The sequence below is a fragment of the Streptomyces sp. NPDC002403 genome, assembly GCF_053593015.1.
Window position 1 is genome coordinate 297,529 of sequence record NZ_JBSFBQ010000002.1, and the last position, 19,964, is coordinate 317,492.

At 70.4% G+C, this 19,964-nt stretch carries 12 protein-coding genes; 9 read left to right on the top strand and 3 right to left on the bottom strand.

Going from position 1 to position 19,964, the window contains the following annotated elements; genetic code table 11:
* Positions 1 to 22 precede the first annotated feature (22 nt).
* On the bottom strand, positions 23 to 637 hold the full coding sequence (locus ACWCPY_RS03850; protein ID WP_451262709.1) for a TetR/AcrR family transcriptional regulator C-terminal domain-containing protein: 615 nt from the start codon (positions 635 to 637) through the stop codon (positions 23 to 25).
* A 142-nt stretch (positions 638 to 779) separates the two neighbouring features.
* Here ACWCPY_RS03850 and ACWCPY_RS03855 point away from each other — a divergent pair, with 142 nt between their 5' ends.
* A complete protein-coding gene (locus tag ACWCPY_RS03855) occupies positions 780 to 2,255 on the top strand; it encodes an APC family permease (RefSeq protein WP_451262710.1) in 1,476 nt (491 codons plus the stop codon).
* Positions 2,256 to 2,266: 11 nt separating this feature from the next.
* Positions 2,267 to 3,865: an amidohydrolase gene (locus ACWCPY_RS03860; RefSeq protein ID WP_451262711.1), complete on the top strand. Its 1,599-nt coding sequence runs from the start codon at positions 2,267 to 2,269 to the stop codon at positions 3,863 to 3,865.
* A 28-nt stretch (positions 3,866 to 3,893) separates the two neighbouring features.
* Here ACWCPY_RS03860 and ACWCPY_RS03865 read toward each other — a convergent pair whose 3' ends face one another.
* Both ACWCPY_RS03865 and ACWCPY_RS03870 read right to left on the bottom strand, forming a co-directional pair.
* On the bottom strand, positions 3,894 to 4,793 hold the full coding sequence (locus ACWCPY_RS03865; protein ID WP_451262821.1) for a phosphatase PAP2 family protein: 900 nt from the start codon (positions 4,791 to 4,793) through the stop codon (positions 3,894 to 3,896).
* A 211-nt stretch (positions 4,794 to 5,004) separates the two neighbouring features.
* The gene (locus ACWCPY_RS03870) at positions 5,005 to 6,042 is read right to left on the bottom strand and encodes a LacI family DNA-binding transcriptional regulator (RefSeq protein ID WP_451262712.1); all 1,038 of its coding nucleotides are present in this window, start codon (positions 6,040 to 6,042) and stop codon (positions 5,005 to 5,007) included.
* 358 nt (positions 6,043 to 6,400) lie between these two features.
* On the opposite strand from ACWCPY_RS03870, the gene ACWCPY_RS03875 reads away from it, so the two are divergent.
* From ACWCPY_RS03875 to pulA, 7 genes are all read left to right on the top strand, one after another.
* Positions 6,401 to 7,675 (top strand): extracellular solute-binding protein, encoded by a 1,275-nt coding sequence (locus ACWCPY_RS03875; RefSeq protein WP_451262713.1) that lies wholly within the window; start codon positions 6,401 to 6,403, stop codon positions 7,673 to 7,675.
* 19 nt (positions 7,676 to 7,694) lie between these two features.
* On the top strand, positions 7,695 to 8,711 hold the full coding sequence (locus ACWCPY_RS03880) for a carbohydrate ABC transporter permease (protein WP_329816124.1): 1,017 nt from the start codon (positions 7,695 to 7,697) through the stop codon (positions 8,709 to 8,711).
* Positions 8,705 to 9,574, top strand: coding sequence for a sugar ABC transporter permease (locus ACWCPY_RS03885; RefSeq protein WP_451262822.1), 870 nt, complete (start codon positions 8,705 to 8,707; stop codon positions 9,572 to 9,574). Before ACWCPY_RS03880 ends, ACWCPY_RS03885 begins: the two co-directional genes overlap by 7 nt.
* A gap of 115 nt (positions 9,575 to 9,689) precedes the next feature.
* Complete coding sequence (locus tag ACWCPY_RS03890; protein WP_451262714.1) at positions 9,690 to 11,366, top strand: glycoside hydrolase family 13 protein; 1,677 nt, start codon at positions 9,690 to 9,692, stop codon at positions 11,364 to 11,366.
* Positions 11,351 to 12,409 carry a LacI family DNA-binding transcriptional regulator gene (locus ACWCPY_RS03895; protein WP_451262715.1) on the top strand — a complete coding sequence of 353 codons (1,059 nt, stop codon included), beginning with the start codon at positions 11,351 to 11,353 and terminating at the stop codon, positions 12,407 to 12,409. The genes ACWCPY_RS03890 and ACWCPY_RS03895 overlap by 16 nt, the downstream gene beginning before the upstream one ends.
* A 411-nt stretch (positions 12,410 to 12,820) precedes the next feature.
* Positions 12,821 to 14,527, top strand: coding sequence for a carbohydrate-binding module family 20 domain-containing protein (locus ACWCPY_RS03900; protein WP_451262716.1), 1,707 nt, complete (start codon positions 12,821 to 12,823; stop codon positions 14,525 to 14,527).
* Positions 14,528 to 14,622: 95 nt separating this feature from the next.
* Positions 14,623 to 19,959, top strand: a complete 5,337-nt coding sequence (pulA, locus tag ACWCPY_RS03905; protein WP_451262717.1) for a pullulanase-type alpha-1,6-glucosidase — start codon at positions 14,623 to 14,625, stop codon at positions 19,957 to 19,959.
* The last annotated feature ends 5 nt before the right edge of the window (positions 19,960 to 19,964 follow it).

Below are 19,964 nucleotides of genomic sequence, written 5' to 3' on the forward strand. Positions count from 1 at the left end.
GCGCGGACGCGCACCCGGGCCCTCACGCCGCCTTCGCGTCCAGCAGCTCGCGGCAGTGCCCGATGAACGCGCCCAGGGCCAGTTCGAAGGCCGCGTCCGCCCGGCCCGTACCCACCGCGGCCAGTGCCTGTGCGAGGCGCGGGGTCGTGGTGTCGTCGGGGAGCTCCCACATCGTCTCCGGGGCCGCCAGGTCCAGCGCCGAGCCCAGGACCAGGTTCTCCAGCGCGGTGATCACCGTCATCACCCCGGGCAGCGCGAACCCGACGCCCAGCAGCAGCCGGACCGCCCGCTCGTACTGGTCCAGGACCTTCGGGGCGCGCACCGGTGACGTGGTCAGCAGCGGGATCGCGCGCGGGTGGGCGGCGAAGGCGGCACGGTAGGAGCGGGCCCAGGCCGTCATGGCCGCGTCCCAGGGCTCCACGTCGAGGGTCGCGGAGTCGATCGCGGCGCACACCCGTTCCCGGATGAGCTCGACGACGCCGCCCCTTCCGTCCACATGGTGGTAGAGCGACCCGGTCTGCACCCCGAGCCTCCGGGCTATCTGCGGGACGCTGAACTCGCCCTGCTCGTCGATGAGTTCGAGCGCCGTGGTGGTGATGCGCTCCCGGTCCAGCAGCGGTGTGCGCGGCCGTCCCATGCGTGGTTCTCCTGACGTGTGTCCTCCGGAAGGTCTTCCCGGATGCCCGTGGGTGAGGCTACATTGCGCAAAACCGAAAGCCTTTAGGTTTTCGGTCGCCGGTCCCTGCCCCCGCCAGTCGCAGAAGGGCTCCCCTTTTCACATGGATGCGCCAACCCTCGGAAGAGGCACCCTCGGCACCGCCGACATCGCCTTCTTCGTCATCTCGGCGGCCGCCCCGCTCACGGTGATGGCCGGAGTCGCCCCCATCGCCATCCTGCTCGGCGGCATCGGTGCCCCCGTCGGCTACCTGCTGGCCGGTGTGACCCTCGCGATCTTCGCCATCGGGTTCACCACGATGAGCCGCCACGTCCGCAGCGGCGGCGCGTTCTACGCGTACATCACCCGGGGCATGGGCCGCCCCATCGGCATCGCCTCCGCCCTGATCGCGATGCTCGGCTACAACGGCATGGAGATCGGCGTCTACGGACTGCTCGGCTCGACCGCCGCCGACACCGCCCACGCCCTGTGGGGCATCGACGTCCCCTGGCTGCCGATCTCCCTCGCCGGGCTGCTGATCGTCTGGTACGGCGGCTTCCGCTCGATCGACTTCGGCGCCAAGGTCCTCGGGGTGCTGCTCGTCGCCGAGACCGGCATCCTCGTCCTGCTCGCCGGCGGCGTACTGCTGGACGGCGGAGCCGACGGGATCTCACTCGCCTCCTTCACCCCCGACCATGTCCTCGTGCCCGGCACGGCGGCCGTGCTGGCCTGCGCGTTCGCCGCGTTCACCGGCTTCGAGTCCACGGTGATCTACCGGCGCGAGGCACGGAACCCGGACCGTACCGTTCCCCGCGCCACCTATATCGCCGTCGCCTTCCTCGGGCTCTTCTACGCGTTCATCGTCTGGACCGTCATCCAGGCGTTCGGCGACGCCGACGTGGTCGAGGCCGCCGCCACCGACCCGGGCGGGCTCTTCTTCTCCGCCATCACCCACTACGTCGGCTCCTGGGCCGCGGACCTGATGCACATCCTCATCGTCACCAGCGTCCTCGCCTCGCTGCTCGCCTTCCACAACGCCATCAACCGGTACGGACTCGCGCTCTCCGAGGAAGGGGTGCTGCCCGCGGCCCTGGGCCGCATCCACCCCCGCCACCGTTCCCCCTACGTGGCCGGGCTCGCCCAGATCGCCCTCGGAGCCGTGATCGTCATCGGCTTCGCGGCGGCCGGCGCCGACCCGTACGCGCAACTGCTGCTCTGGGTCAACACCCCGGGCATGCTCGGCCTGATGCTGCTCCAGCTGCTCGCCGCGATCGCCGTACCGCTCTACTTCCGCCGGTTCGCGCACGGCGAGGGCAGGTTCCGCACCGTCGTCGCGCCGATCGTCGCCGCCGTGCTGCTGGCAGCCGCGATCTTCCTGGTCACCGACCACGTCGACCTGTTCTCCGGCGCCTCGACCGGGGTGAACGTCGTGCTCGTCTCGCTGGTGCCCGCGGTCTTCCTGATCGGACTCGCACTCGCCCACCGGCTGAAGCGCAACAAGCCCGAGGTGTACGCCCGTTTCGCGGCCGAGCCCTCGACAGTCCCGCCGCGGGAGCCCGGGGCCGGGACCGCCCCCATCCCCGCCACCACCACCGTCTAAGGAGCCCCACCGTGTCCTCAGCCGACCTCCTCCTCACCGGAGCCCGTGTCCGCACCCTCGATCCGGCCCGGCCGGAGGCCACCGCCGTGGCGGTCAAGGACGGGGTGATCACCGCGGTCGGCGACGAGGCCGGGCTGCGCGAGTGGCGCGGCAACGGCACGGAGCTGATCGACCTGTCCGGGGCCACCCTCACGCCCGGCCTGGTCGACGCGCACAGCCACCCCGTCTGGGGTCTGGAGATGGCCACCGGCACGGACCTCGGCGCCGTCCGCGACCTCGACCAGCTGCGCGCCGCGCTCGCGGCGGCCGAACGCACCGAGGGCTGGATCGTCGCCTGGGGCCTGGACCACAACGCCTTCGGCGGCCGGCCCGTCGACCGGGCCCTCATCGAGGACGCCATCGGCGGCGCCCCCGCCTTCATCCGGCTCTACGACGGGCACTCCGCCCTGGCCAGCGGGGCGGCCCTGGAACGCGCCGGGATCACCGGCCCGCGCACCTTCGCCCAGCGCTCCAGCGTCGTCTGCGACCCCGACGGCCGCCCCACCGGGCACCTGATCGAGCACGCCGCGATGGACCTGGTCGGCGAACGGCTGCCCAGGCCCTCGTACACGGAGCGCCGCACCCGCCTCGTGGAGCTGCTCTCCGGCATGGCCGCCACCGGTCTCACCGGGGCCCATGTGATGGACCTGGCCGACGGCTCCGTACCGGAACTGCTGGCCGCCGTGGAGGAGGAGACGGACCTGCCCGTGCGGCTGCGGCTGGCCCCCTGGTGCATGCCGGGCGCCGACAAGGAGGCCCTGGACGAGCTGGTGCGGCTGCAGAGCGAGGCGGGCCGGCTCTGGCGCGTCGGCGGCGTCAAGTTCTTCATGGACGGCACCGTCGAGGGCGGCACCGCGTGGCTGGAGCACGCCGACTGCCACGGGGAGGGCACCGAGGCGTTCTGGCCGGACCCCGAGGCGTACACCGCCGCCGTCCACCGGCTCCACCACGCCGGGGTGCGCACCGCCACGCACGCCATTGGGGACGCGGCCGTGCGCCATGTGCTGGACACGGTCGAGGCGCTGGGGGAGAGCGGCCGGCTCCGTCACCGCATCGAGCACATCGAGACCGTGCCCGGCAATCTGGCCGCCCGGTTCGCCGAGCTCGGGGTGATCGCCTCGATGCAGCCCACACACACCGCCTACACCCGCGCCGACCACAGCGACGAGTGGTCCAGGCGGCTCGGCGGCGAACGGGCCGGACGGGCCTGGCGCTGCCGCGACCTGCGCGACGCCGGGGCGTACCTGGCGCTGGGCTCCGACTGGCCGATCGCCCACTACGACGTACGGCAGGTGCTGGCCACGGCCCGGCTGCGGCGGCTGCCCGGGGCGTACGACACCGAGCCGGTCACCGCCGAGCAGGCGCTGACCGGGCTGATGGCGCTGGAGGGCTGCACCTCGCACGCGGCGGTCGCCGCCGGGGAGCAGGACGTCGCGGGGCGGATCGCCGTGGGCCACCGGGCCGATCTGACGGCGTTCGGGCTGGATCCGGTGACCGCGCCCGCGGACGAGCTGGGGGAGGCGCCGGTGCGGCTGACGGTGTGCGGGGGGCGCGTGGCGCACCGCGGGTGAGGCAGTGGCTGGCGGGCCGGGCGGGGCCTCAGCGGCGGCCCGCCGCCGCGTCCGCCGCCGGGTGCGGTGTCCGGACCGGCGCACCGGCGGACAGGCAGGCCGGCCGCGCCCTCCCGCCCGGCAGCGGCACCCGCTTCGTGAGGTGGTGCGGCAGCGAGCCGTACCAGGCGTACGACACCGCGTAACCGAAGCTCAGGCAGGTCATGCCGCCCAGCGCGTCCAGCCAGAAGTGGTTGGCGGTCGACACGATGACGACCAGGGTCAGCGTCGGGTAGAGCAGCGCCAGCAGGCGCGCCCAGGGCGCGGAGGCCAGCGCGAAGACGGTCAGACCGCACCAGAGCGACCAGCCGATGTGCATCGACGGCATCGCCGCGTACTGGTTCGACATGTTCTTGAAGTTGCCCGAGGCCATCGAACCCCAGGTGTGATGGACCAGGACGGTGTCGATGAAGTGGCCGCCGCCCATGAGACGGGGCGGCGCCAGCGGATACAGGTAGTAACCGAGCAGCGCCACACCGGTCGTCGCGAACAGGGCCAGTCTGGCCGCCGCGTAACGGCCGGGGTGGCAGCGGAACAGCCACACCAGGACGCAGACCGTGACGACGAAGTGCAGTGTCGCGTAGTAGTAGTTCATCGAGACGATCAGCCATGTCACGGAATTCACCGCGTGGTTGACCGTCTGCTCCACGGCGATGCCCAGGTAGCGCTCGGCCGACCAGATCCAGTCGGCGTTGCGCAGGGCCGCGGTCCGCTGCTCCGGGACGGCGTTGCGGACCAGCGAGTACACCCAGTAACTGGCCGCCACGAGCAGGATTTCGAACCAGATGCGCGGTCGGCGGGGGCAGCGCAGGGAACGCAGTCTCGTCGGGCCGCTGTTGCGTCGTCCGGTGTTCCGCTTCGGGTTCGCCGCGAAGGCCGCCTCGTCCACGACGGGTGACGGGGTGGCCTCCGGCCGGCCTTCCTGTGGCGTCACGCTCAATTCACCCATAGGCACAGAGTCTGCCAGAAATTGCCCCTCCGCCCGATGATCCTCCGGTCGGGTCCGGGCCGCACATCACGAGTGCCGGGAGCGAGGGCCCGAACTGCGCGCCGGGAACGGGCATGGGATCCTGGGCGGGCCGGGAGCCCGTCGGACGACCTCAGGCGGTGACGGCCGGAGCGGGCCCGGGGCCGGCTGCCGTTGAACCGCGAACGACCAGTTCGGGCATGAAGACGAACTCGCTGTGCGGGGCGGGCGTGCCGCCGACCTCCTCCAGGAGCGTACGCACGGCGGCCTGGCCCATCGCCGTCACCGGCTGACGGATCGTGGTCAGCGGCGGATCGGTGAACGCTATGAGCGGCGAATCGTCGTAGCCGACCACCGACAGCTCGCGCGGCACCTCCATCGACAGCCGGCGGGCGGCCCGGATCGCGCCGAGCGCCATCATGTCGCTCGCGCACACCACCGCCGTGCAGCCCCGCTCCATCAGTGCCGACGCCGCTGCCTGTCCACCCTCAAGAGTGAACAGCGAATGCTGGATCAGCTCCTCCACCGCGTCCGGCGCGAGGTCCAACTGCTCCTGCATCGTGGCGCGGAAGCCCTCGATCTTGCGCAGGACCGGCACGAACCGCTTCGGGCCGACCGCCAGACCGATCCGCTGATGCCCCAGCGACACCAGGTGCGTCACCGCGAGCCGCATCGCCGCGCGGTCGTCCGGCGAGATGAACGGCGCCTGGACCTTGGGAGAGAAGCCGTTGACCAGGACGAACGGGACACCCTTGGCGCGCAGTTGCTCATAGCGCTGCATGTCGGCCGAGGTGTCGGCGTGCAGCCCGGAGACGAAGATGATGCCCGAGACACCGCGGTCGACCAGCATCTCGGTCAGCTCGTCCTCGGTGGAGCCGCCGGGGGTCTGCGTCGCCAGCACCGGTGTGTAGCCCTGCCGCGTCAGCGCCTGGCCGATCACCTGGGCCAGGGCGGGAAAGATGGGGTTCTCCAGCTCGGGCGTGATCAGCCCGACCAGCCCCGCGCTGCGCCTGCGCAGCCGTACGGGCCGTTCGTAGCCGAGAACGTCGAGCGCGGCGAGAACGGATTCGCGGGTGGCCGCTGCAACACCGGGCTTGCCGTTCAGTACGCGGCTGACCGTCGCTTCGCTGACCCCCGCCTGAGTTGCGATATCGGCAAGCCGTGCGGTCATGGAAGTGGACTGTACCGGGCGTATGTCGGATTGCCCACCATGCACATGAATCGGACGACCGCACTCCTGCGGCGGCCCGCGGTGGATTCCCGGCAACCTCTTGCAAGCTCTTGCGAACCAGGTTTGCGGACGGCGGTCCGATCGTCGCACCGCACGGGTGGCGGGCCGTGGCCTGCCGCTGCCAGGGAGAGACGCCCGCCGTCAAGGGGCTTGACGGCAACCGTGAGGACACGCGAATGTAACGATCGTCGGCGCTTGCAGAAATCTTCCGCAAACTCTTTCGGCGTTCTTTCATCCTTGTTACGTTCTCGTCGACCCGGCGCCGCGACGGAGCGGTACGGCAGTTGAAGGAGTTCAGATGCGACGTGGCATAACGGCCACCGCCCTGGTCGCGGCCCTGGCGCTCGCGGCGACCGCCTGCGGCAGCGACAACGAGTCCGACGGCACGAGCAAGAGCTCGGGCGAGCTGTCCGGCACCGTGACGTGGTGGGACACCTCCACCGCGGGCAGCGAGGACAAGGTCTTCAAGAAGATCGCCGAGGACTTCACCAAGAAGCACCCGAAGGTCCACGTCAAGTACGTCAACGTCCCCTTCGGCGACGCGCAGAACAAGTTCAAGAACGCGGCCCAGTCCGGCTCCGACGCCCCCGACGTCATCCGCTCCGAGGTCGCCTGGACCCCCGAGTTCGCCGACCTCGGCTACCTCGCCCCGCTCGACGGCACCGCCGCGCTGAAGAACTCGGACGACTTCCTGAAGCAGGCCGCCGCGTCCACGAAGTACAAGGACAAGACCTACGCGGTGCCGCAGGTCATCGACTCCATGGGCATCTTCTACAACAAGAAGATCTTCAAGGAGGCCGGTGTCGAGGTCCCCAAGACCGTCGACGAGCTGAAGACCGTCTCCAAGAAGATCAAGGACAAGACCGGCAAGACCGGTATGTACCTGCGCGGCGACGACGCCTACTGGTTCCTCTCCTTCCTGTACGGCGAGGGCGGCGACATGGTCGACGCCTCCACCAAGACCGTCACCATCGACAACCCCCAGGGCGTCAAGGCGATGAAGGTCGTCAAGGACCTCGTCGACTCGGGTGCCGCCGAGACCGATGCCACGGACGGCTGGGAGAACATGCAGGCGTCCTTCAAGGACGGCAAGGTCGCCATGATGATCAACGGCCCCTGGGCCGTCGCCGACACCCTCGCCGGCAAGGAGTTCAAGGACAAGGCCAACCTGGGCGTCGCCCCGGTCCCGGCCGGCTCCGCCGCGCAGGGCGCCCCGCAGGGCGGTCACAACCTCGCCGTCTACGCGGGCTCCAAGAACCTCGACGCCTCCTACGCCTTCGTCGACTACATGACGTCCGCGGAGACCCAGGCCAAGGTCACCAAGGAGCTGAGCCTCCTGCCGACCCGCACCTCCGCCTACGCCCGGCAGGACGTCGTCGACAACGAGATCGTCGGCTTCTTCAAGCCCGTCGTCGAGACCGCCGTCGAGCGCCCCTGGATCCCGGAGACCGGCAGCCTCTTCGCCCCGCTCGTCACCGAGTACACCAAGGTCCTCACCGGCCAGGCCACTCCGGAGAAGGCCGTCAAGACGACCGGCGACTCCTACCGCAAGCTCCTCAAGGGCTGGAAGTAACAGGAAGGCAGGCCGGCTGATGGCTGTCCACACCAGCCAGTCGGTGGCGAAGGCCGCGGGCGACGACGTCGCCCGCGGCCGGAGCCGCGGTACTGGCAACCCCCCGCCGCCGGGCAAGCTCCGACGGGCCCTGTCGACCCACTGGTACGCCTGGACCATGGTCGCCCCGGTCGTCGTCGTGATCGGCGTGATCATCGGGTATCCGCTGGTCCGCGGCATCTACCTGTCGATGACCGACGCCAACGAGCGCAACGTCGAACGGTCCATCGGTGTCAACCACATGCCCGCCACGTACAAGTTCGTGGGCCTGGACAACTACACCGAAGCGCTCACCGGCGACCAGTTCCTCGGCACGCTCGGCTGGACCCTGGTGTGGACGGTCTCCTGTGTGGCCATCACCTTCTGCCTCGGGATGGCCCTCGCCAACATCCTCAACCGCCGCATCGCCGGCCGCTCCGCCTACCGGATGGCGCTGATCCTGCCCTGGGCCATTCCCGGTTTCGTCTCCGTCTTCGCCTGGCGCTTCCTCTACAACGAGAAGCGCGGGCTGCTCAACGAGATCCTCTCCGGCGCCGGGATCGACGGCATCCCGTGGCTGAACGACCCCACCTGGGCGAAGTTCTCCGTCATCGCCGTCAACGTCTGGCTGGGTGTGCCGTTCATGATGGTCGCCCTGCTCGGCGGACTGCAGTCGATCCCCAGCGAGCACTACGAGGCCGCAGAGATGGACGGCGCCACCGCCTGGCAGCGCTTCCGCCACATCACGCTGCCCGGACTGCGGCCGGTCTCCACCACGGTGATCCTGCTCTCCACCATCTGGACCTTCAACATGTTCCCGGTGATCTTCCTGCTGACCCGCGGCGGACCCGGCGAGGCCACCCAGATCCTGGTCACCCAGGCGTACAAGTTCTCCTTCGAGATCAGCCCGCGCGACTTCGCGCAGTCCTCCACCTGGGGCGTACTGATCCTCGTACTCCTGCTGATCTTCGCCGCCGTCTACCGGCGAGTCCTGCGCACACAGGGAGACGACTGGTGACCACCGCCCCCGCCCCCACCGCACGCAAGGTCCGGCTGCGCGGCGAGCGTTCGCCGATCGCCTCCGCCGCGCTGCACCTCACGCTCGTCGTGGCGTCCGTGATCGCCGTCTTCCCCGTGCTGTGGGTCCTGCTCACCTCGCTGAAGCCCGCCGCGTACGCGACCACCACGGACTTCTTCAAAGAGACGACGTTCGAGAACTACACGAACCTGATCCAGAACACGAAGTTCCTCACCTGGTTCGGCAACTCCCTGCTCGTCGCGGGGCTCACCACGCTTCTCGGCGTCATCATCTCCGCCTCCACCGGCTACGCCGTCAGCCGCTTCCGCTTCCCCGGCAAGCGCGGGCTGATGTGGACGCTCCTGGTCACCCAGATGTTCCCGGTGGCCGTCCTCATCGTGCCGATCTACAACATCATGGCGGGCATGGGGCTGCTGAATCAGCCGGCCGGCCTCGTCATCACCTACCTCACCATCTCGGTGCCGTTCTGCGCCTGGATGATGAAGGGCTTCTTCGACACCATCCCGCACGAGATCGACGAGTCGGGCCAGGTCGACGGCCTCACCCCGTTCGGCACGTTCTGGCGGCTGATCCTGCCGCTCGCCAAGCCCGGCCTCGCCGTCACCGCGTTCTACTCCTTCATCACCGCCTGGGGCGAAGTGGCGTACGCCTCCGCCTTCATGGTCGGCGAGGACAACCTCACCCTCGCGGGCGGACTGCAGCTCTTCGTCAACCAGTACGGGGCCCAGTGGGGGCCGATGACCGCGGCGTCCGTGCTGATCGCGATACCCGCGGCCCTGGTCTTCCTCTTCGCCCAGCGCCATCTGGTCACCGGCATGTCCGCCGGAGCCGTCAAGGGCTGAGAGCCTGTCGGGCCTCAGCACGCCCCGCACGACCCGCACGCACCAAGTCACGGCGGCCGCCGGTGTCCCGACCCGGTCCCGGCGCCGCTTCCCACCCCGACACCTCAGGGACGACATGACCCAGCACCTCGCTGCCCCCTCCACCGGCACGTCCGGCGACGCTCCGGCCCACCAGACCGGCTGGTGGCAGGACGCGGTGATCTACCAGGTCTATCCACGGAGCTTCGCCGACGGCAACGGCGACGGCATGGGCGATCTCGCAGGCGTACGCGGCAGACTCCCGTACCTCAAGGAACTCGGTGTGGACGCGGTCTGGCTCAGCCCGTTCTACGCCTCCCCGCAGGCCGACGCGGGTTACGACGTCGCCGACTACCGTGCCGTCGACCCCATGTTCGGCACCCTGCTGGACGCCGACGCGCTGATCCGGGACGCCCACGACCTGGGCCTGCGGATCATCGTGGACCTGGTGCCCAACCACTCCTCGGACCAGCACGAGTGGTTCAAGCGCGCCCTCGCCGAGGGCCCCGGCTCCGCCCTGCGCGAGCGCTACCACTTCCGCCCCGGCAAGGGCGAGGACGGCGAACTGCCGCCCAACGACTGGGAGTCCGTCTTCGGCGGCCCCGCATGGACCCGGACCACCGACCCGGACGGCACCCCGGGCGACTGGTACCTCCACCTCTTCGCACCCGAGCAGCCCGACTTCAACTGGGAACACCCGGCCGTCGCCGACGAGTTCCGCTCGATCCTGCGCTTCTGGCTCGACATGGGCGTCGACGGCTTCCGGGTCGACGTCGCCCACGGCCTCGTCAAGGCCGCCGGCCTGCCCGACCTCGGCAGCCACGACCAGCTCAAGCTGCTCGGCAACGACGTCATGCCGTTCTTCGACCAGGACGGGGTGCACGAGATCTACCGCTCCTGGCGCACCATCCTCGACGAGTACCCCGGCGACCGCATCGCCGTCGCCGAGGCCTGGACCCCCACCGTCGAGCGCACCGCCAACTACGTGCGCTCCGACGAGATGCACCAGGCGTTCAACTTCCAGTACCTCTCCACCGCCTGGGACGCGGCCGAACTCCGCGAGGTCATCGACACCTCGCTCGACGCGATGCGCCCGGTCGGCGCCCCCACCACCTGGGTGCTCTCCAACCACGACGTGACCCGGCACACCACCCGGTTCGCCAACCCGCCCGGCCTCGGCACCCAGATCCGTGAGGCCGGCGACCGCGAGCTGGGCCTGCGCCGGGCCCGCGCCGCCACCCTGCTGATGCTGGCGCTGCCCGGCTCCGCCTACGTCTACCAGGGCGAGGAGCTCGGCCTGCCCGACGTCACCGACCTGCCCGACGAGGTCCGCCAGGACCCGTCGTTCTTCCGCGCGGAGGGCCAGGACGGCTTCCGCGACGGCTGCCGGGTGCCGATCCCCTGGACCCGCGACGGCAGCTCGTACGGCTTCGGCGACGGCGGCAGCTGGCTGCCCCAGCCCGACGGCTGGGGCGAGCTGAGCGTCGAGGCCCAGACCGGCGTCGCCGGCTCGACGCTGGAGCTCTACCGGTCCGCTATCGCCGCCCGCCGGGCGCACCCGGGGCTCGGCGCCGGAACGGCGGTGGAGTGGCTGGGCGCCCCCGAGGGCCTGCTGATCTTCGCCCGCCCCGGCTTCGTCTGCACCGTCAACACGACGGGCCGCCCGGTGCGCATCCCGGTGCGCGGCACCGTCCTGGTGTCCAGCAGCCCGGTCGTCACCGACGGCGCCGAGATCGAGCTGCCCGCGGACACCACGGTGTGGTGGACGGTGTGACCGTCCCCCTGCCCAGGACCGGCGGTGCGCCGAGGCTCTCGGACATCGCCGGCCAGGCAGCGGTCAGCGAGGCGACCGTCAGCCGGGTGCTCAACGGGAAACCGGGCGTCGCGGACCCCACCCGGCAGCGGGTGCTCGCGGCGCTGGACATCCTCGGCTACGAACGTCCCGTGCGGCTGCGCAGGCGCAGCGCCGGGCTGATCGGACTGGTGACGCCCGAGCTCACCAACCCGATCTTCCCGGCGTTCGCGCAGTCCGTCGAGCAGGTGCTGGCCGGGCACGGCTACACCCCGGTGCTCTGCACCCAGCTGCCCGGCGGCGCCACCGAGGACGAACTCGTCGAGCAGCTCGTCGAGCGCGGCGTCGGCGGGATCGTCTTCATCTCCGGGCTGCACGCCGACATGTCGGCCGACCCGGCCCGGTACGCCGCGCTCACCGAACGCGGCGTGCCGTTCGTCCTGATCAACGGTTACAACGAACGGATCAGCGCGCCGTTCGTCTCGCCCGACGACTCCGCCGCCGTGCGGATGGCCGTCGGACACCTCGCCGAGCTCGGCCACAGCCGGATCGGCCTGGCGATCGGGCCGCAGCGCTATGTGCCGTCCCGCCGCAAGCGCGAGGGCTTCCTGGACGCCTCGGTGAACCTGCTGGGCCTGGACCGGGCCGAGGCCGAACTCCTGGTCTGCCCCACGCTGTTCAGCGTCGAGGGCGGCCAGGTCGCGGCGGGTGCGCTGCTCGACCAGGGGTGTACGGGCATCGTCTGCGGCAGCGACCTGATGGCGCTGGGCGTGGTGCGCGCGGCCCGGGAGCGTGGGCTCGGTGTGCCGCGCGACGTGTCGGTGGTGGGCTTCGACGACTCGCAGCTCATCGCGTTCACCGATCCGCCGCTGACGACGGTGCGCCAGCCGGTGCAGGCGATGGCGGCGGCAGCGGTGAGCGCCCTGCTGGAGGAGATCGGCGGCAGCCCGGTGCAGCGTACGGAGTACGTGTTCCAGCCGGAGCTGGTGGTACGGGGATCCACCGCGGCGGTCCGGGGAGTCTGATCCCCGCGGGGCCGGTACGGGCGTACAGGAGAGGCACCGGGAGTCGGCCCTGAACGGGCCTGCGGGGAGTGAGCGACTCCGGGTGCCTCTCTTGTCCGTGACCGGCCCGGCCGGCCGGGCGCGTGGGGTCCGGGGTCGCCGGAACCCCCGGCCGACCGGACCGGAGTCGGGAGAAACTTAACAGCGCTGCAATGTTTTGCGTAAGTGCTTGCAGGAAGAAAACTGCCGTATTTCCTGGATGTAAGCGGACGGTGTCCAAAGGGTTGACCGGGGAGTGGTGGGCTCGTACGGTCGGCGTCGCGGCAAGGTTTGCATTCTTGCAGCAAGAACCTTCAGGAGCCTTGAAGGCAGGGCGCGTTGCCATGTGAGGCTGCACCGTCACCCGCATTTCCCCCCACAGCAGGAGGAAACATGGCACGCAGACCACTGTCCGCGGCGCTCGCCCTGGCAGCAGGCGCCGCTGCCCTTATATCCCCGACCGCCACCGCCCGGGCCGCCACCCCCGGCGACAAGGACGTCACCGCCGTCCTCTTCGAGTGGAAGTTCGACTCCGTGGCCAAGGCGTGCACGGACACCCTCGGCCCGGCCGGCTACGGCTACGTACAGGTCTCGCCGCCCCAGGAGCACATCCAGGGCAGCCAGTGGTGGACCTCGTACCAGCCGGTCAGCTACAGGATCGCCGGGCGGCTCGGCGACCGCGCCGCCTTCGCGGCCATGGTCAGCACCTGCCACGCCGCGGGCGTCAAGGTCGTCGCCGACTCCGTCATCAACCACATGACGTCCGGCTCGGGCACCGGTACCGGCGGCTCCTCGTACACCAAGTACGACTACCCCGGCCTGTACTCCGCTCCGGACATGGACGACTGCACCGCCCAGATCACCAACTACCAGGACCGCGCCAACGTCCAGAACTGCGAACTCGTCGGCCTCGCCGACCTGGACACCGGTGAGGACTACGTCCGCGGGAAGATCGCCGGATACCTGAACGACCTGCTCTCGCTGGGCGTCGACGGCTTCCGCATCGACGCCGCCAAGCACATGCCCGCCACCGACCTCGCCAACATCAAGTCCCGGCTGAGCAACCCCGGCGTCTACTGGAAGCAGGAGGCGATCTACGGCGCGGGCGAGGCCGTCCAGCCCGGCGAGTACACCGGCACCGGCGACGTCCAGGAATTCCGCTACGCCCGCGGCCTCAAGCAGGTCTTCACCAACGAGAACCTCGCCTATCTGAAGAACTTCGGCGAGGGCTGGGGCTTCATGCCCTCGTCGAAGGCCGCGGTGTTCGTCGACAACCACGACACCGAGCGCGGCGGCGACACGCTGAACTACAAGAACGGCGCCGACTACACGCTCGCCAGCGTGTTCATGCTGGCCTGGCCCTACGGCTCGCCCGACGTCCACTCCGGCTACGAGTGGTCCGACAAGGACGCCGGTCCGCCCAACGGCGGCACGGTGAACGCCTGTTACAGCGACGGCTGGAAGTGCCAGCACGCCTGGCGCGAGATCTCCTCCATGGTCGGCTTCCGCAACACCGCGCGCGGCGAGGCCGTGACGAACTGGTGGGACAACGGCGGCGACCAGATCGCGTTCGGCCGCGGCTCGAAGGCTTACGTCGCGATCAACCACGAGGGCTCCTCGCTGACCCGCACGTTCCAGACCTCGCTGCCCGCCGGTGACTACTGCGACATCCAGTCCGGCAACGGCGTCACCGTCAACGGCTCCGGCCAGTTCACCGCGACGCTGGGCGCGAACACGGCGGTGGCGCTCCAGGTGAACGCCCGTACCTGCACCGGCGGCGGTACCACGGAGCCGGGCACCGGCACCTCCGGCGCCTCCTTCGGCGTCAACGCCACCACCCAGCCCGGCCAGAACATCTACGTCACCGGCAACCAGTCCGCCCTCGGCAACTGGGACCCCGCCGGTGCGCCGAAGCTGGACCCGGCCACGTACCCCGTCTGGAAGCTCGATGTGAGCCTGCCCGCGGGTACGTCCTTCGAGTACAAGTACGTCCGCAAGGACGCGAGCGGCAACGTCACCTGGGAGAGCGGTGCCAACCGCACGGCCACGGTGCCGTCCTCCGGCAAGGCCGCCCTGACCGCCGACGTCTGGCGCGGTTAGCCCCGGCTCCCGGTGTGCCGGAGGGGGCCGGCCCGGCCCCCTCCGGCACACCGGACTCCCGCCCCGAGTCCCGTACCCCTTCGAGGAGAACCCGAGTGATACGTCCGTCCCTGCGCGCGCCCGCGCGAAGAACGGCGACCGCCGTCGTCGCGGCCGCCCTGTGCGCGGCCCTCGTGCCCGCGCTGCCCGCCGCGGCGGCCAGGCCGCCCGCCGCGCCCTCGGACGCCCGGCTGGCCGCCGAACCCGCACGTCACGACCTGACGCGCGAGCAGTTCTACTTCGTCATGCCGGACCGTTTCGCCAACGGAGACGCCTCCAACGACCGGGGCGGGCTCACCGGTTCGCGCCTGGAGACCGGCTACGACCCCACGGACAAGGGCTTCTACCAGGGCGGCGACCTCAAGGGCCTGACCGACCGGCTCGACTACATCAAGGGCCTCGGCACCACCGCCATCTGGCTCGCCCCGATCTTCAAGAACCGCCCCGTCCAGGGCACCGGCAAGGACGCCTCGGCCGGCTACCACGGCTACTGGATCACCGACTTCACCCAGGTCGACCCGCACTTCGGCACCAACGCCGACCTGTCGAAGCTGATCGACAGGGCCCACGCCAAGGGTATGAAGGTCTTCTTCGACGTCATCACCAACCACACCGCGGACACCGTCGACTACGCCGAGAAGGCCTACGGCTACCGGCCGAAGGGCGCCTACCCGTACCTGGACAGGGACGGCCGCCCGTTCGACGACGCCAAGGGCCTGGCGAAGGTGGACGCGGACTCGTTCCCGTACACCCCCAGGAACACCGGGACCGCCGGGACCAAGGTCCCCTCCTGGCTCAACGACCCGACGATGTACCACAACCGCGGCGACTCGACCTTCGCCGGTGAGTCCGCCACCTACGGCGACTTCTCCGGGCTGGACGACCTGTGGACCGAGCGGCCCGAGGTCGTCTCCGGCATGGAGAAGATCTACGAGAAGTGGGTCCGGGACTTCGACATCGACGGCTTCCGGATCGACACCGTCAAACACGTCGACCTGGACTTCTGGACCCAGTGGGCGACCGCCCTGGACACCTACGCGGCCAGGCACGGCCGCAAGGACTTCTTCATGTTCGGCGAGGTCTACTCCGCCGACACCGCGATCACCTCGCCCTACGTCACCCGGGGCCGGCTGGACGCGACGCTCGACTTCCCGTTCCAGGAAGCGGCCCGCCAGTACGCCTCGCAGGGCGCCCCGGCCCGGAAGCTCGCCGCCGTCCTCGGTGACGACTACCGCTACACCACCGACAAGGCCAACGCCTACGAGCAGGTGACCTTCCTCGGCAACCACGACATGGGCCGCATCGGCGCGTTCCTGAAGCAGGACAACCCGAAGGCGGACGACGCGGAGCTGGTCGCGCGCGCCCGGCTCGCCAACGAGCTGATGTTCCTCGGCCGCGGCAACCCCGTCGTCTACTACGGCGACGAGCAGGGCTTCACCGGCGCGGGCGGCGACAAGGACGCCCGCCAGACGATGTTCGCCTCGAAGACCGCCGACTACCTCGACGACGACGAACTGGGTACCGACCGCACCCACGCCGCCGACGCGTACGACCCGAAGCACCCGCTGTACCGGAACATCGCCGCCCTCTCCGAACTCACCCGGAAGAACCCGGCCCTGCGCGACGGCGTCCAGACCGAGCGGTACGCGGAAGGCTCCGTCTACGCCTTCTCCCGCACGGACCCCGAGCAGCCCAACGAGTACCTCGTGGCCACCAACAACGCCGCCACCCCGAGCACCGTGGAGCTGCCCACCGCATCGGCCGGCATGAACTTCCGTACCCTGTACGGCGGTTCCGCGACCCTCCGCAGCGGCGCCGACCAGAGGATCACCGTCACCGTGCCGGCCCTCTCCAGCCTCGTGCTGCGCGCCGAGAAGCCCCTGGGCGCCCCCGCCACCAAGCCCTCGATCACCCTGGAGGCACCCGCCGCCGGAGCCACCGGCACCGTGGAGCTCTCCGCCGACGTCGACGGCGGACAGCTCAACCGTGTCGTCTTCGCCGCGCAGACCGGCAACGGCAAGTGGGTCACCCTCGGTTCCGCCGACCACGCCCCGTACAAGGTCACCCAGTACCTGGACGACAAGGTGGCGGCCGGAACACCGCTGCGCTACAAGGCGGTCGTCGTCGACCGCGCGGGCCGCACCGCGAGCGCCCTCGCCGCGACCACCGCGGGGCAGGCCCCCGCCGAGACCAGGCCGGTCGCCGTCCGGCGCGACTACGCCGTCGTCCACTACAAGCGCGCGGACGGCGACTACGGCGGCTGGAAGCTCAGGTCCGGCGACACCACGGCCGGCTTCACCGGGCGCGACGCCTACGGAGCCTTCGCCTGGCTCAAGCTCGACGAGGACGCGTCCACCGTCCCGTACACCGTCGAGAAGGACGGCACCGCCGACGGGCCGCAGCGCACCGTCGAACTCGCGCGGACCGGACAGGTCTGGATCGAGCAGGGCAAGGACGGCCAGGCCGACACGGCCCCCGACGGCGCCTACCCGCCGCAGGACACCACCAAGGCCGTACTGCACTACTACCGGCCCGACGGCGACTACGACGGCTGGGGGCTGCACACCTGGACCGGCGCCAAGGACCCCACCGACTGGGCCAAGCCCCTCCAGCCGGTGAAGAAGGACGCCTCCGGAGTCACCTTCGAGGTGCCGCTCACCGACGGCGCCACCTCGCTCAGCTACATCCTGCACAAGGGCGACGAGAAGGACCTCCCCAGCGACCAGTCGCTCGACATCGCCACCTACGGGCACGAGGTCTGGATGCTCGGCGCCACGCCCGGCTACCTGCTGCCCCAGGCCGGCGGCGTACCCACCCCCGACCTCTCCAAGGCCGAGGCGCAGTGGATCGACGCCGACACCGTCGTATGGAAGGTGAAGGCCACCGGCGCCACCAGCCAGCAGCTCGTCCACGCACCGCGCGGCGGGATCTCCGTCGTCGACGGGGCGCTCTCCGACGAGGGCCGGTGGCTGCGGCTCACCCCCTCCGCGCTGACCGACGCACAGAAGGCGAAGTACCCGAACCTCAAGGACTACCCGGCGTTCACCGTCGACGTCCGGGACCGGGACCGGGTCCGCGACGCGCTGCGCGGCCAGCTGATCGCCACCCAGCGCGCCGCCGACGGCGCCCTGCTCGCGGCCACCGGCGTACAGAGCGCGGGCGTGCTCGACGACCTGTACGGCAAGAACGCGGCCGGTGCCTCGCTCGGCCCGGTCTTCGACCACCGCGGCCGCCCCACCCTGTCCGTCTGGGCCCCCACCGCCCGCACCGTCGCCCTCGAACTCGACGGGAAGAACGTCCCGATGCGACGCGACGACCGCACGGGCGTCTGGTCCGTCACGGGCACGAAGCAGTGGACGGGCAAGCCCTACCGCTACGTGGTGGACGTCTGGGCGCCCACCGTCGGCAAGATGGTCACCAACAAGGTCACCGACCCGTACTCCACCGCCCTGACCACGGACTCCGCGCGCAGCCTCGTCGTCGACCTCGACGCCCCGGCCCTCGCCCCGAAGGGCTGGTCCGGGCTGAAGAAGCCCGCCGCCGTCCCGCTGCGCGACGCCCAGATCCAGGAGCTGCACATCCGCGACTTCTCCATCGCGGACCGCACCTCGAAGCACCCCGGCGAGTACCTCGCCTTCACCGACACCGGCTCCGACGGGATGAAGCACCTCAAGCAGCTCGCCGGCTCCGGCACCTCCTACGTCCACCTGCTGCCCGCCTTCGACATCGGAACCATCCCCGAGAAGAAGTCCGCACAGCAGAAACCGGCCTGCGACCTGTCCGTGTACGCCCCCGACTCCGAGGAACAGCAGGCCTGCGTGGCGAAGGCCGCGGCGAAGGACGGCTTCAACTGGGGCTACGACCCGCTGCACTACACCGTCCCGGAGGGCTCCTACGCCTCCGACCCGGACGGCACCCGGCGCACCGTCGAGTTCCGGCAGATGGTGCAGGGGCTGAACGGCGCGGGGCTGCGCACTGTCATGGACGTCGTCTACAACCACACCGTCGCCTCCGGGCAGGACGACAAGTCCGTACTCGACCGGATCGTGCCCGGCTACTACCAGCGGCTGCTGGACGACGGCACCGTCGCCACCTCCACCTGCTGCGCCAACACGGCGCCCGAGAACACCATGATGGGCAAACTGGTCGTCGACTCGGTCGTCACCTGGGCCAAGGAGTACAAGGTCGACGGCTTCCGCTTCGACCTGATGGGCCACCACCCCAAGGCCAACATCCTCGCCGTCCGCAAGGCGCTCGACGCCCTGACGATCGCCGAGGACGGCGTCGACGGCAAGAAGATCATCCTGTACGGCGAGGGCTGGAACTTCGGCGAGATCGCCGACGACGCCCGCTTCGTCCAGGCCACCCAGAAGAACATGGCCGGCACCGGCATCGCCACCTTCTCCGACCGGGCCCGCGACGCCGTACGCGGCGGCAGCCCCTTCGACGAGGACCCGGGCGTGCAGGGCTTCGCCACCGGCCTGTACACCGACCCCAACACCTCGACCGCCAACGGGACGCGGGCCGAGCAGAAGGCCCGGCTGCTGCACTACCAGGACCTGATCAAGGTCGGTCTCACCGGCAACCTCGCCGGTTACACCTTCACCGACTCCGCCGGGAACACGGTCAAGGGCTCCGGCGTCGACTACAACGGCGCCCCCGCCGGATACGCCGCCGCCCCCGGCGACGCCCTCGCCTACGCGGACGCCCACGACAACGAGTCGCTCTACGACACGCTCGCCTTCAAGCTTCCGGCGGGCACCCCGGCGGCCGACCGGGCCCGTATGCAGGTCCTGGCCATGGCGACGGCCACCCTCTCGCAGGGGCCCTCGCTCTCCCAGGCGGGCACCGACCTGCTGCGCTCCAAGTCCCTGGACCGCAACTCGTACGACAGCGGCGACTGGTTCAACGCCCTGCACTGGGACTGCCGCGACGGCAACGGCTTCGGCCGCGGACTGCCGCCGGCCGCCGACAACGAGTCCAAGTGGTCCTACGCGAAGCCGCTGCTGGCCGACGCCGCGCTCCGGCCCGGCTGCGCGCAGATCGACGGCGCGTCCGCCGCGTACCGGGACCTGCTCACCATCCGCGGCACGGAGCGGGACTTCGACCTCTCCACCACCGAGCAGGTGCAGTCCGCCCTGTCCTTCCCGCTCTCCGGCAAGGACGAGACACCGGGCGTGATCACCATGCGGCTCGGGAAGCTGGTGGTCGTCCTCAACGCGGCCCCCGGCACCGAGACCCAGACGGTTCCCGCGCTGGCGGGGAAGGAGTACGCACTGCACCCGGTCCAGGCCGCGGGCGCGGATTCTACTGTCAAGAAGGCCTCGTACGAAAGGAGTTCGGGAAGGTTCACCGTCCCGGGGCGTACCGTGGCGGTGTTTTCCCTGAACTGAGCCAT

Bases quoted from the DNA above. Each gene is read 5' to 3' on its own strand.
- ACWCPY_RS03880 (WP_329816124.1), top strand. From the start codon at position 7,695: ATGGCTGTCCACACCAGCCAGTCGGTGGCGAAGGCCGCGGGCGACGAC.
- ACWCPY_RS03875 (WP_451262713.1), top strand. From the start codon at position 6,401: ATGCGACGTGGCATAACGGCCACCGCCCTGGTCGCGGCCCTGGCGCTC.
- ACWCPY_RS03870 (WP_451262712.1), bottom strand. From the start codon at position 6,042: ATGACCGCACGGCTTGCCGATATCGCAACTCAGGCGGGGGTCAGCGAA.
- ACWCPY_RS03855 (WP_451262710.1), top strand. From the start codon at position 780: ATGGATGCGCCAACCCTCGGAAGAGGCACCCTCGGCACCGCCGACATC.
- ACWCPY_RS03850 (WP_451262709.1), bottom strand. From the start codon at position 637: ATGGGACGGCCGCGCACACCGCTGCTGGACCGGGAGCGCATCACCACC.
- ACWCPY_RS03900 (WP_451262716.1), top strand. From the start codon at position 12,821: ATGGCACGCAGACCACTGTCCGCGGCGCTCGCCCTGGCAGCAGGCGCC.
- ACWCPY_RS03890 (WP_451262714.1), top strand. From the start codon at position 9,690: ATGACCCAGCACCTCGCTGCCCCCTCCACCGGCACGTCCGGCGACGCT.